11 protein-coding genes are annotated in these 12,305 nt (G+C 67.8%); 4 read left to right on the plus strand and 7 right to left on the minus strand.

Going from position 1 to position 12,305, the window contains the following annotated elements:
• Positions 1 to 167: 167 nt before the first annotated feature.
• The 4 genes from ODE13_RS13905 to ODE13_RS13920 are packed head-to-tail and all read left to right on the plus strand — an operon-like array spanning position 168 to position 4,700.
• The gene (locus ODE13_RS13905) at positions 168 to 1,412 is read left to right on the plus strand and encodes a Gfo/Idh/MocA family oxidoreductase (RefSeq protein ID WP_322479781.1); all 1,245 of its coding nucleotides are present in this window, start codon (positions 168 to 170) and stop codon (positions 1,410 to 1,412) included.
• A 24-nt stretch (positions 1,413 to 1,436) separates the two neighbouring features.
• Entirely contained in the window at positions 1,437 to 2,369 is a 933-nt protein-coding gene (locus tag ODE13_RS13910; RefSeq protein WP_416210714.1) for a carbohydrate ABC transporter permease, read from the plus strand.
• Positions 2,370 to 2,382: 13 nt separating this feature from the next.
• Positions 2,383 to 3,330: a carbohydrate ABC transporter permease gene (locus tag ODE13_RS13915; RefSeq protein WP_322479783.1), complete on the plus strand. Its 948-nt coding sequence runs from the start codon at positions 2,383 to 2,385 to the stop codon at positions 3,328 to 3,330.
• An 11-nt stretch (positions 3,331 to 3,341) separates the two neighbouring features.
• Entirely contained in the window at positions 3,342 to 4,700 is a 1,359-nt protein-coding gene (locus ODE13_RS13920; RefSeq protein WP_322479784.1) for a sugar ABC transporter substrate-binding protein, read from the plus strand.
• Between the two features lie 34 nt (positions 4,701 to 4,734).
• Here the strand turns inward: ODE13_RS13920 and purU are convergent, their stop codons facing one another.
• The 7 genes from purU to ODE13_RS13955 all read right to left on the minus strand — a co-directional run.
• Complete coding sequence (gene purU / locus ODE13_RS13925) at positions 4,735 to 5,595, minus strand: formyltetrahydrofolate deformylase (RefSeq protein WP_322479798.1); 861 nt, start codon at positions 5,593 to 5,595, stop codon at positions 4,735 to 4,737.
• The gene (locus ODE13_RS13930; RefSeq protein WP_322479785.1) at positions 5,592 to 6,254 is read right to left on the minus strand and encodes a sarcosine oxidase subunit gamma; all 663 of its coding nucleotides are present in this window, start codon (positions 6,252 to 6,254) and stop codon (positions 5,592 to 5,594) included. Before ODE13_RS13930 ends, purU begins: the two co-directional genes overlap by 4 nt.
• Entirely contained in the window at positions 6,247 to 9,153 is a 2,907-nt protein-coding gene (locus tag ODE13_RS13935; protein ID WP_322479786.1) for a sarcosine oxidase subunit alpha family protein, read from the minus strand. Before ODE13_RS13935 ends, ODE13_RS13930 begins: the two co-directional genes overlap by 8 nt.
• Positions 9,150 to 9,452, minus strand: a complete 303-nt coding sequence (locus tag ODE13_RS13940) for a sarcosine oxidase subunit delta (RefSeq protein ID WP_322479787.1) — start codon at positions 9,450 to 9,452, stop codon at positions 9,150 to 9,152. The genes ODE13_RS13935 and ODE13_RS13940 overlap by 4 nt, the downstream gene beginning before the upstream one ends.
• 25 nt (positions 9,453 to 9,477) lie before the next feature.
• Positions 9,478 to 10,695 (minus strand): sarcosine oxidase subunit beta family protein, encoded by a 1,218-nt coding sequence (locus ODE13_RS13945; protein ID WP_179540267.1) that lies wholly within the window; start codon positions 10,693 to 10,695, stop codon positions 9,478 to 9,480.
• The gene (glyA, locus tag ODE13_RS13950) at positions 10,695 to 11,987 is read right to left on the minus strand and encodes a serine hydroxymethyltransferase (protein ID WP_179540268.1); all 1,293 of its coding nucleotides are present in this window, start codon (positions 11,985 to 11,987) and stop codon (positions 10,695 to 10,697) included. Before glyA ends, ODE13_RS13945 begins: the two co-directional genes overlap by 1 nt.
• Positions 11,988 to 12,051: 64 nt before the next feature.
• The coding region (locus tag ODE13_RS13955) for an L-serine ammonia-lyase, iron-sulfur-dependent, subunit alpha (protein WP_322477870.1) at positions 12,052 to 12,305 on the minus strand (254 nt) is incomplete at its 5' end.

Here is a 12,305-nt window from a genome sequence, read left to right on the forward strand (position 1 = left end):
TTGCATCGATACAAGAAAACGATTCACCTTGTCCCACAAAAATGTGAGTCTTGACACACTTCCCCTTTCCGTTGATAGTTGAGCGCAAATGTTGATCATTGTTCGAACGCGTTGACCTCTCCGCCTCGGACCGCACTCCGCTCCTGCAGCACGAAAGGGCACCACCCATGCATCAGCTTCCCCCGGAACCTGCCAGCCGACTCTCGCCCGAGGCGGGCAGCTTCAGCATCGGCATCGTCGGCGCCGGCCAGTTCTCCAAGAGCTTCGCCACGCTCTGGGACCGACACCCCCACGTCTCCCGGCTCAGCATCACCGACCTGCAGCCGGAACGGGCTGAGCAGCTCGCTGCGAACTACGACGGAGCCACCGTGGTGGGCAGCTTCGAGGAGATGCTGGCCTCCGACGTCGACGCCGTGGCGATCTTCACCCAGCGCTGGACGCACGGGCCGCTGGTGCTGGCTGCCCTGGAGGCCGGCAAGCACGTCTATTCCGCGGTGCCGATGGCCGTGGAGCTCACCGAGATCGAACAGATCATCGCCGCCGTGGAGCGCACCGGTCTGACGTACATGATGGGCGAGACCAGCTACTACAACCCGGCCACGGTCTACATGCGGGAGAAGGTCCGCACCGGCGACCTCGGCCAGGTCTTCTACTCCGAGGGCGACTACGTCCACGACATGGACCTGGGCTTCTACGCGGCCTACCAGTACAGCGGTGGCGAGAACTGGAAGGCCACGGCCAGCTACCCTCCCATGCTCTACCCCACCCACGCTGTGGGCGGGGTCCTCGGCGCGCTTCCGGCCCGAGCCGTCAGTGTGAGCTGCCTCGGAGTGAAGGACCGGCGAGCAGACGGCGTCTTCGACCGCGAGGTCAGCCAGTTCGACAACGACGTCTCCAACGCCACCGCGCTGTTCGAGCTCTCCGACGGGGGCGTACTGCGCACCAATGAGATGCGCCGGGTGGGCTACCCCTCCCATATCCGGGAGTCCCGCTTCCGGTTCTTCGGCACCGAGGCGAGCTTCGAGCAGCTCGCCCACCAGACGGTCTGGAACGACAAGACCGAGTCCCGCGACATCTCCGAGGACTTCCTTCCGGTGCGGGACAGCAGCGGGGACACCGACCTCAGCGATGTCGACCCCGCCCTGCGCGCCGCCTTCACCTCCGGCACGGCCCCGGTGCACGACCGTTCCCGCCTGCCTGCCGAGTTCGAGGGGGCTCCCAACGGCCACGAGGGAGCCCACCACTACCTGGCCGACGACTTCGTGCGCGGCGTGATCACCGGGGAACGGCCCCCCGTCGACGCCTGGCTGGCGGCGAAGTTCACCGCCCCGGGCATCGTGGCCCACGCCTCTGCCCGTGCCGCCGGCGCCCGCATGGACATCCCCGACTTCGGCGACGGACCCGGCCGCTGACGGCGGCGGAGCCCCTGGGAGGACCTGATGAGCGCAGTCGAGAACCCCGCCCCCGCTCGGCCACGCCTCGGCCGACCCGGCACGGCCGGACGTCGCGACGACACCCGGTTGGCCTTGATGTTCATCCTGCCCGCCGCGATCGGACTGGTGGTCTTCTACTTCTGGCCGCTGGTCCGCGGGATCTGGCTCAGCTTCACCTCCTGGGACATCCTCACCCCGGCCCGGTTCGTCGGGCTGGCCAACTATCAGGAGATGATCGGTGATCCGGTCTTCTGGAACGCCGTGCGGGTCACGTTGATCTATGTGGTGATCAACATCGGGGTGCAGACCGTGGTGGCGCTGCTGCTGGCCGTGCTGATGCAGCGCCTGAGCCGCTCCATCCTGCTCCGCTCCCTGGTGCTGACCCCTTTCCTGGTCTCCAATGTCGTCGCGGCCCTGGTGTTCCTGTGGATACTGGACTTCCAGCTCGGCATCGGCAATCAGTTCCTGGACTGGCTGGGGGTCGGCCGCGTCGGCTTCTTCACCACCGAGGCCTGGGTCATCCCGACCATCGCCCTGGTCAACGTCTGGCGACACATGGGCTACACGGCGCTGCTGCTCTTCGCCGGCCTCCAGGCCATCCCGTCCAACCTCTACGAGGCCGCACGGGTGGACGGGGCGTCCGAGCTGCGGCAGTTCTTCACGATCACGGTGCCGCTGCTGCGCCCCATCCTGGGACTGGTGCTGATCATCTCCGTGATCGGCTCATTCCAGGTCTTCGACACCGTGGCCGTCACCACCAACGGCGGTCCTGTCGACTCCAGCCGCGTGCTGCAGCTCTACATCTATGACAACGCCTTCGGCCAGTTCAACTTCGGCTACGCCGCCGCGCTGAGCGTGGCGCTGCTGGTGATCCTCCTGGTGGTCACCGTCCTGCAGTACCGGGTGACCCGAGCCGGCCAGACGGACCTGAACTGAGGAGGCCACGACCATGACCAGTGCTGCGACCGCCCTCGACCCGACCGAAGCCCGCCCGGCGTCTCCGCCGCCCGCACCTCGACGACGCCGTCCCTCTCCGGGCAGGATCCTCGCCTGGGCCCTGATGGTCGTCCTGCTGATCATCACGCTGTTCCCCTTCTTCTGGATGCTGCGCACGGCGCTGTCCAGCAACAGCGCGCTCTACGCCAACACGATCTCGCTGATGCCTGCCGATGCGAACCTGGGAGGGTTCCAGCGGGTCTTCGGACTGCAGGAGACCGAACAGGCCATCGCGGAGGGCGGGTCCGGAGCGTCGATCGACTTCTGGCGCTACCTGATCAACACCGTCCTGATGGCCACCGGCATCACCCTGTGCCAGGTCTTCTTCTCCGCCATGGCGGCCTACGCGTTCTCACGGCTGCACTGGCGCGGACGAGACTTCGTCTTCGGGCTGTTCCTGATCTCGCTCATGGTGCCGGTGATCTTCACCCTGCTCCCGAACTTCCTCCTGGTACGCGAGCTAGGCCTGATCGACACGCTGCTGGGGATCATGCTGCCCAGCATGTTCATGACCCCCTTCGCCATCTTCTTTCTGCGGCAGTTCTTCATGAACGTGCCCCTGGAGGTGGAGGAGGCGGCGATGATCGACGGCGCCGGCAGGATCAGGGTGTTCTTCACGCTGATCATTCCGATGACGGCGGGGCCGGTCGCCACAGTGTCGATCCTGACCTACATCACGGCCTGGAACGACTACCTGTGGCCGCTCATGGTGTCCTACACCGACGATTCCCGGGTGCTGACCGTGGCCCTGGGCAACTTCACCGAGCAGAGTCCACAGACCGGGCCGGACTGGGCGGGACTGATGGCCGCGACGCTGGTGGCGGCGCTGCCGATGCTGCTGCTCTTCCTGGCATTCGCCCGGCGCATCGTCAGCTCCATCGGCTTCAGCGGGATCAAGTGAGGAGGTCGGAGATGAGAGGCTCACAGGCACCCCGCCACGCGGCACGCTCCGCCGGACTGGGACTCGCCGCCGCACTGGCGGTCACGGCGACTGGCTGCGGGGTCGCCGTCGGCGATGACTCCGTGGACCTGGACTACTGGCTCTGGGACGCCAACCAGCTGCTGCCCTATCAGCAGTGCGTGGACGCCTTCGAAGAGGCGAACCCGGATGTGCGGGTCCGGATCAGCCAGTACGGGTTCGACGACTACTGGATGAAGCTCACCGCCGGCTTCGTGGCCGGCACCGCACCGGATGTGTTCACCGACCATCTCTCGCGCTACCCGGAGTACGTGCAACGGGACCTGCTGCTGGATCTGGACTCCCTGGACGCCACCGCCGCGGTGGACGCCGACGAGTTCCAGGAAGGTCTGGCGGATCTGTGGGTCGGCCAGGACGGCGGCTGGTACGGAATGCCGAAGGACTTCGACACGGTGGCGGTCTTCTACAACGAGACCATGCTCTCCGAGGCCGGGCTGACGCCTGAGGACCTGCAGGACCTGGACTGGAACCCCCAGGACGGCGGCTCCTTCGAAGAGGTCGTGGCCAGGTTGACGGTGGACTCCCAGGGGCATCGCGGGGACGAGGAGGAGTTCGACCCCGACGACGTCGTCACCTACGGGCTGGCCTCGCAGGGATCCGGGGGCACCTCCGGGCAGACGATGTGGTCCTGGACGGCGGGCTCCACCGGTTGGCGGTTCACCGACACCGATGTGTGGGGCCAGGAGTACAACTTCGACGATCCGCGCCTCCACGAATCACTGGACTGGCTGTTCGGCTTCGTGGACAAGGGCTATCTGGCCTCCTATGAGGAGGTCGGTGGCGACGCCAACGCTCAGCAGCAGCTGGGCTCCGGGCAGGCCGCGATGACCACCGACGGGTCCTGGATGATCAACTCCTACACGCGTCTGGACGGCGTGGACGTCGGGATCGCTGGACTTCCCGCGGGCCCGACGGGCCATCCGGTCTCCATGTACAACGGCCTGGCGGACTCGATCAGCGCCGACACCGACCATCCGCAGGAGGCCGCTCGACTGGTGGCCTTCCTGGGGTCGGAGACCTGCCAGAACATCGTGGGCGACGCGGCGGTGGTCCTCCCGGCCCGGCCCGCGTCCACGGACCGAGCCGTCGAGGCCTTCGCCGAGCGGGGGATCGACGTCTCCCCGTTCACCGACCTGGTGGAGGAGCAGCACACGATGTTCTACCCGGTGACCGACCAGTTCGGAGCGATCGACGCCCTGATGACTCCGGCGATGGATGAGATCTACATCGGCGGCCGCGACGCGGAGACCCTGGCCGACCTCAATGAGCGGGTCAACGCGATGCTGGAGTGACAGGAGCCCTGACCTCCGACACCGCCGAGGCGGGTCAGCGCAGCACCACGGTCTTGCTCCCGTGCAGGATGACCCGGCCCTCTGCGTGCCACCGGACGGCCTCTGAGAGGGCCTTGCACTCGGTGTCCCGCCCGGCTGCGACGAGATCCTCAGGGCCGTGGGTGTGGTCGACCTCCACGACTCGCTGGGCGATGATCGGGCCCTCGTCGAGCTCGCTGTTGACGTAGTGAGCCGTCGCCCCCACGGTCTTGACGCCCCGCTCGTAGGCCTGGTGGTACGGCTTGGCCCCCTTGAAGCTGGGCAGGAAGGAGTGGTGGATGTTGATGACCCGTCCCTCCATCCGTGTCGCCAGCGAGTCGCTGAGGATCTGCATGTAGCGCGCGAGGACCACCAGGTCGATCGACATCCGGTCCACCAGGTCCAGCAGCTCCTGCTCCGCCTGGGGCTTGGTCTCCCGGGTGACCGGGATGTGGAAGAACGGGATCCCGTGCCATTCGACGAGTCGCTGGTGGTCCGGATGGTTCGACACCACCGCCACGATCTCGATCGGCAGGTCGCCCTTTCGCGTGCGGAAGAGCAGGTCGTTGAGACAGTGCTCGAACTTCGAGACCATCACCAGCACTCGAGGCTTGGCGTCGGCGGCACGCAGCGTCCAGTTCATGCCGAAGCGCTCGGCCACGGGGCGCAGCGACGCCTCCACAGCGTCCAGGGAGGACTCCGCGGATGTGGACGACCCACCGTCGGTGGTGTCGGCCCGTGCCCGCAGGAAGAAATGGCCGGCCCGCGGATCGTTGAACTGGGCGAGCTCCATGATGTTGCATCCGTGGTCCAGCAGGACTTCGCTCACGGCATGGACGATCCCCAGAGTGGAGGGGCAGTCCAGGGTCAAGGTCATCCCACGGTCGCTGGGCACGAGACCTCCTCAGGATGGTCGGACAAGGATGCGGGGCGGTGCTCGCGCGCAGCGTCGAGGAGCCAGCGTGCCACGTAGTCGGCGAAGGAGGCCCGCGGCATCAGGCGGAAGCTGTGGAGCTCAGTGCGCCACAGCAGCACAGGGACCGTGCTGAGAGTCGTCGCCACGGCTGACCCTGGGGGCAGCGCACGGGGGTGCAGATCGGCAGGGACCCCCTTCTCCAGCAGGCTCCTGGCCTGGGCGCCACGGACCTCGATGATGGTCCGGTTCGCCGACAGGTCCACCACCTGACCGGGCGCGTCCCCGAGGGCGGCCTCCAGGGCGACGGCCAGCAGCGGGTGGCCGTCCGGGGGCGCCACGACGAGGAACTCGTCGGGTGCCAGCCAGAGCACGCCGACCCCGTCCGGGCCGCCGCGGACTTCGCCGACCTGCGCCGGCAGCCCCACGCCTGTGGCGTCGGCGAGCGCGCGGTGTGCGGCGGTGCCGGGCATCGCGCGCAGACCAATCTGCGTGCTGAAGGGCTGTTCCTGCAGCGTGATCTGGGTCGGCGCCTGCGTGGAGCAGGACGCCAACGTCTCTCGGAGGTGGTCCAGCGGAGCTCGTCTCAGCTCGGCCGGGCCTCGGGTGTGGATGTCAGCCATCGCGACGGCTCCCTTCAGGGTCGAAAAGCACAGTGGGCGAGACGACGACCTCGACTGGTCGATCGTCGACGATCGCATGGAGCGTCTCCCCGATCCTGGTCCGCCCGCCGGTGATCAGCGCCAGCCCGAAGGTGCGCCCCAGCGCCGGGGAACGGTAGGAGGAGGTGACCCAGCCCTCCGTGGGCACCGGTATCTTCGTGAGGTCGTTGTCCGGATCGATCAGCTGGGAGCCTTCGGGGAGCCGGAGCTGCTCGTCCCGAGGCAGCACCGAGACGAGGTGTTTGCGGTCTTCTCGCACGTTGTCCGGACGCGAGTACGAACGCCGACCGATGAAGTCCTTGCGGGACGAGACGACCCAGTCCATGCCGGCGTCCTGAGGGGTCACCGTACCGTCGGTGTCCTGCCCGACGATGATGTACCCCTTCTCCGCGCGCAGCACATGCATGGTCTCGGTTCCGTAGGGAGTGATCCCATAGGGCGCCCCGAGCGCGGCGATGTCCTCCCAGACACGCAGTCCGTACCAGGAGGCCACGTTGACCTCGAAGGCGAGCTCGCCCGAGAAGGAGATCCGGCAGATCCGCGCGGGGATGCCGGAGGCGAGCACCGTCTCTCGGAAGGCCATGAACTCGAAGCCCTCCCCGGAGACGTCGAGATCCGGCGCCAGGGCGGCGATGACGTCTCGGGAGCGCGGACCCGCCACGGCCACTGTCGCGTACTGCTCGGTCACCGAGGTGCAGGTGACGTCGAGCTCGGGCCACTCTGTCTGGAGCCACTCCTCCAACCAGTCCAGGACTCCCGCCGCGCCTCCGGTGGTGGTGGTCATCAGGTAGCGGTCCTCCTCGAGGCGGAGGGTGACGCCGTCGTCGAAGATCATCCCGTCCGGGCTGCACATCACCCCGTAACGGGCCTTGCCCGGCGCGAGCTTCTTGAAGGCATTGGTGTAGATCCGGTTGAGAAACTCGCCGGCGTCTGCGCCGCGGATCTCGATCTTGCCCAGCGTGGTGGCGTCCATGAAGCCGACTGAGTCACGCACGGCGGCGCATTCGCGCAGCACCGCCGCATCCATGGTCTCTCCGGACCGCGGGAAGTACCAGGGACGCTTCCACTGGCCGACGTCCTCGAACTCGGCACCCTGCTCCAGGTGCCACGGGTGCATGGGCGTGATCCGCGCCGGGTCGAAGAGCTCTCCCCTCCGTGTCCCGGCGAGCGCGGCGAACGTCACCGGCGTGTACGGAGGGCGGAACGCCGTGAGCCCGATGCCCGCTGGGTTCTCCTTGCCGAGCAGAGAGGCCAGGGTCGCGACCAGGGCGGCGCTGCTGGTCTTGCCCTGGTCATGGGCGGTGGAGATGGAGGTGTACCGCTTGACGTGCTCCACTGAACGCATCCCGGCTCCGGTGGCACGCATGACGTCGGCCACGGTCTGATCCCGCTGGAAGTCCACGAAGTGGTTCCGGTAGGCCTCCGCGTCGTCTCCGTGGAGCGAGGGCACGAGCCACACCGGCCGGGCCGGCGCCAGCTGCTCCTCCTCGGCCTGCGGCACCTGCGCCGTGCGGGCGAACCCGGTGTCGCTCGCGGCGGCCGCACCGGCCTGGGCGCCCTCCAGGAGGGCCCCCGCGAGGTCTGCTCGGCCGTTGATCATGCCGGCTGTCCGCTGACCCGGCACGGGAGCGTCCGGCACGAAGGCCGCCAGCGCGTCGTGCCACCGGATCCGTCCCTGACGCTGGGTGTGCAGGTGGATGGTCGGGGTGAACCCTCCGGAGAGGGCCAGCACGTCTGCGTCGAGGCTGAGGACCTCACCGGTGAGCGTGCCGTCCTCGGCGATCCCGCTGACCGTCACGGAGGCCAGGCCGCCGTCCTCGTCGGCGCCGGTGCCCACGACGACGGAACCGGTGTGGACGGGAACTCCCGCGTCCTGTGCCCGACGGGCCCGTGCGGAGAGCTCCGGGCGGGAATCGACGACGGCGACGACCTGTCCCCCGGCCTTCCGGAGGTCCTCGACGACCTCGTAGGCCCAGTCTCCGGTGGTGGCGACGACCGTCCGATCCCCGACGAGCACGCGGTGACGGTTCAGATAGGACCGCACCGCGCAGGCCAGCATGATGCCGGGGCGATCGTTGTCGGCGAAGACCAGGTGCCGTTCGTGGGCCCCGGTGGCCAGGACCACCTGGGCGGCGCGGATGTGCCACACGCGTTCCCGGGAGACGCCGTCGGGCCTCGGACCCTGCCCGTGGGCGGCGCGGCGCTCGACGGCGATCATGTAGTTCGCGTCGTAGCTGCCCACCACGGTGGTGCGTTGCAGGTGGACCGCTTCGGACTCGTCCTGCAGCTCCCCCACGACCCCGCGCACCCAGGCATGCGCCGACTGGCCGTCGATGCGGGCGTCGCGCCGGGAGAGGAGCTCTCCGCCGGCTTCAGCTCGCTCGTCCAGCAGCATCACCCGGGCTCCCGATCGAGCGGCCTCCCGTGCGGCGACCAGCCCCGCAGGACCGGCGCCCACCACCAGCACGTCGGTGTGGACGTGCTTGTGGTCGTAGTAGGCCTGATCCTGTCCGGGGTCGAGCGTGCCCAGTCCGGAGAGCAGCCTCACGTCCATCCCGTCGACCAGCTCCACGCTCGGGGCGGTGAGCATCGACTCGGTGACCTGGTCAGGGTCCCCGGGTCTGACGGAGATCAGTGCGTTGGGCTCCTCGACGCCGGTGGAGAAGATCCCTCGGGGCCGCCGCCGGTAGATCGAGTCGCCGACACGCATGCGCCCGTTGGCGAGCATGGCGCTGGCGACGGTGTCGCCTTCGGCGCCGGCCAGCTCCTCTCCGTCCAGCATGAAGCGACGCGGCCGGGTGGTCTCGATCCGGGCATGCGGAGTCGTGCCTGCGGGGACTCGACGTGACGTGCTGGTCATGTGTGTGGGCCTTTCCCCGGTGTGGACTCGGTCTCGAGCATCCGGCCGACACGGCGGACCTCGTGGAACTCATAGGTGGTGGTGTGCCGCACCGCGTCGAACCACTTCCTGCAGCCGGTCGCGTGCATCCACCGTTCGGCGAAGAGCCCCTTGGTGTTGTCGCGGTAGAACAGGTAGCGGGCCCAGGCGGCGTCGTCCAGGGCGTGGGGGTCATCGGGGTAGGCGACCTGCGCCTGGCCGCCATAGGTGAACTCGTTCTCGTTGCGTGGTCCGCAGTGCGGGCAGGGGATCAGCATCATGGTGGGCACCTCTTCGGGCAGGTGTTCAGTGGGCGACGGCGGCGGCGCCGTGTTCGTCGATGAGGAAGCCGGTCTCAAACCGCTCCAGGGAGAACGGCGCATTCAGCGGGTGCGGCTCGTCATGGGCGATGGTGTGGGCGAAGGTGTACCCGGCGGCCGGGGTCCCCTTGAAGCCGCCGGTGCCCCAGCCGCAGTTGACGTAGAGCTGGTCGATGGGGGTCTTCGAGATGATCGGCGAGGCGTCGAAGGTCGTGTCCACGACTCCGCCCCAGGTGCGCAGCACATGGGCCCGGGCGAAGATCGGGAACAGCTCGACCGCGGCCGCCATCTGCTCCTCGATGATGTGGAAGGCGCCACGCTGCCCATAGCCGACGTATTGGTCGATGCCGGCGCCCATGACCAGTTCGCCCTTGTGTGCCTGGGAGACGTAGACATGGACGTGGTTGGACATCACCACGGTGGGGTGGACGGGTTCGAAGAGCTCCGAGACGAGCGCCTGCAGCGGGTGCGACTGGATGGGCAGGGGAAGCCCCGCCAGCTCCGCGACCATGGAGGAATGTCCCGCCGCGCAGAGGCCGACCTTCCCGGCATGGATGCGTCCGCGGCTGGTCTCCACTCCGACCACGCGCTCCCCGTCCTTGAGGAACCCGGTGACTTCGCAGTTCTGGATCAGGTCCACGCCGAGCTCCGCCGCCCGCCGCGCCAGCGCCCAGGCCACATGGTCGTGCTTCGCGATGCCGGCCCGGGGCTGGTACGTCGCCCCCATCACGGGGTACCGGATGTCCTCTCCGATGTTGAGGATCGGGCAGACCTCCTTGACCTCCTCCGGAGTCAGCCATTCGGCGTCGACCCCGTTGAGCCGATTGGCCTCGACGCGCCGCACGGACTCGCGGACGTCTCCCAGCGTGTGGGCGAGGTTGAGCACTCCTCGCTGGGAGAAGAGGAAGTCGTAGTCGAGCTCCTCCGGGAGCTGCTCCCACATGCTCAGGGAGCGCTCGTAGAGGTGGGCGCTCTCGTCCCACAGGTAGTTGGAACGGATGATCGCCGTGTTGCGCGCCATGTTCCCGCCGGCGAGCCAGCCGCGTTCCAGCACGGCCACGTTGGTGATGCCATGGTGGGCGGCCAGGTAGTAGGCGGTGGCGAGCCCATGCCCTCCTCCGCCGACGATCACCACGTCGTAGGAGGACTTCGGCTCGGAGTTCTCCCAGAGGAACTCCGGGTGCTCAGGCAGCTGTTCGGCCATCAGACGACCTCCTTCACGACGGATTCCATGTGGGGATGCAGCGGGAACCTCCCAGCCAGGGAAGAGACCCGTTCACGCAGCTCCGAGTGGTCTCTGGCGGTCAGCTGAGGGGCAAGAGCGAAGGCGATGATGTCTGCGACCTCGCGGAACTCCTCGTCTCCGAAGCCTCGGGTAGCCAGAGCCGGGGTGCCGATGCGCAGCCCGGAGGAGATCATCGGTGGTCGTGGGTCGAAGGGCACCGCATTGCGATTGACCGTGATGCCCACCTGATGCAGCCGATCCTCCGCCTCACGGCCGTCCAGCTCGGAATGGCGCAGGTCCACCAGGACCAGGTGCACGTCGGTCCCACCGCTGACCAGGCTGATGCCGGAGGCTGCGACGTCGGGCCGCCGCAGCCGTTCCGCCAAGACCTGGGCGCCGTCGAGGGTCCGCTGCTGCCTGTCCCGGAACTCCGGGGTGGCGGCGCTGCGGAAGGCGACCGCCTTGGCGGCGATCACGTGCTCCAGAGGCCCTCCCTGCTGGCCGGGGAAGACTGCTGAGTTGATCTTCTTCGCGAGGCCGGCCCGGGAGAGGATCACACCTCCCCGGGGTCCGCCGAGGGTCTTGTGCGTCGTCGTGGTGACCACGTCGGCGTAGGGGATCGGGCTGGGGTGGAGGCCCGCGGCCACAAGCCCGGCGAAGTGTGCCATGTCCACCAGCAGATAGGCTCCGACTTCGTCCGCGATGCGGCGGAACGCCGCGAAGTCCAGCTGGCGGGGATACGCGGACCACCCGGCGATGATCACCTGCGGGCGGTGTTCACGGGCCAGGCGGGCGACCTCATCCATGTCGATCAGATGATCGGACTCCCTCACCCTGTAGGAGACGGCATCATAGAGTCGGCCGGAGAAGTTCAGCCGCATCCCATGGGTCAAGTGACCGCCGTGGGCGAGGTCGAGTCCGAGGATCGTCTCACCGGGCGTGAGGAGGGCGGAGAGCGCCGCCGCATTGGCCTGGGCTCCGGAATGGGGCTGGACATTGGCCGCTTCAGCCCCGAAGAGCTCCCGCACACGGTCGATGGCGATCTGCTCGACCACGTCCACGTGCTCGCAGCCGCCGTAGTATCGAGCACCGGGGTACCCCTCGGCGTACTTGTTGGTCAGCACCGAGCCCTGCGCCTCCATCACAGCCGGCGAGGTGAAGTTCTCCGAAGCGATCATCTCCAGCGTGGTGCTCTGTCGCTCCCGCTCGGCGTCGATCGCCGCGGCGATGTCCGGATCCTCCTCACGCAGCGAGGAGATGGTGTCTGTCATAGGTGTCGCTCCTTGTCTGGTTCGAAGTTCTTGCGGCTTCCCCCGGCTGATCAGCGGCGGAGCTTCAGCATTCGATGACGTTCACGGCCAACCCGCCCTGAGCAGTCTCCTTATACTTCGAGGACATATCCGCCCCCGTCTCACGCATCGTCACGATCACCTCATCCAACGAGACCCGATGCTGACCATCACCCATCAACGCCATCCGCGCCGCATTGACCGCCTTAGTCGCCGCAATCGCATTCCGCTCAATACACGGCACCTGCACCAACCCCGAGATCGGATCACAGGTCAACCCCAGATTGTGCTCCATCGCAA

This window comes from Nesterenkonia sp. HG001, assembly GCF_034438835.1.
Lineage (GTDB): Bacteria > Actinomycetota > Actinomycetes > Actinomycetales > Micrococcaceae > Nesterenkonia > Nesterenkonia xinjiangensis.

Bases quoted from the DNA above. Each gene is read 5' to 3' on its own strand.
- ODE13_RS13930 (WP_322479785.1), bottom strand. From the start codon at position 6,254: ATGGCTGACATCCACACCCGAGGCCCGGCCGAGCTGAGACGAGCTCCG.
- ODE13_RS13935 (WP_322479786.1), bottom strand. From the start codon at position 9,153: ATGACCAGCACGTCACGTCGAGTCCCCGCAGGCACGACTCCGCATGCC.
- purU (WP_322479798.1), bottom strand. From the start codon at position 5,595: ATGACCTTGACCCTGGACTGCCCCTCCACTCTGGGGATCGTCCATGCC.
- ODE13_RS13915 (WP_322479783.1), top strand. From the start codon at position 2,383: ATGACCAGTGCTGCGACCGCCCTCGACCCGACCGAAGCCCGCCCGGCG.
- ODE13_RS13945 (WP_179540267.1), bottom strand. From the start codon at position 10,695: ATGGCCGAACAGCTGCCTGAGCACCCGGAGTTCCTCTGGGAGAACTCC.
- ODE13_RS13940 (WP_322479787.1), bottom strand. From the start codon at position 9,452: ATGATGCTGATCCCCTGCCCGCACTGCGGACCACGCAACGAGAACGAG.
- ODE13_RS13905 (WP_322479781.1), top strand. From the start codon at position 168: ATGCATCAGCTTCCCCCGGAACCTGCCAGCCGACTCTCGCCCGAGGCG.
- glyA (WP_179540268.1), bottom strand. From the start codon at position 11,987: ATGACAGACACCATCTCCTCGCTGCGTGAGGAGGATCCGGACATCGCC.
- ODE13_RS13920 (WP_322479784.1), top strand. From the start codon at position 3,342: ATGAGAGGCTCACAGGCACCCCGCCACGCGGCACGCTCCGCCGGACTG.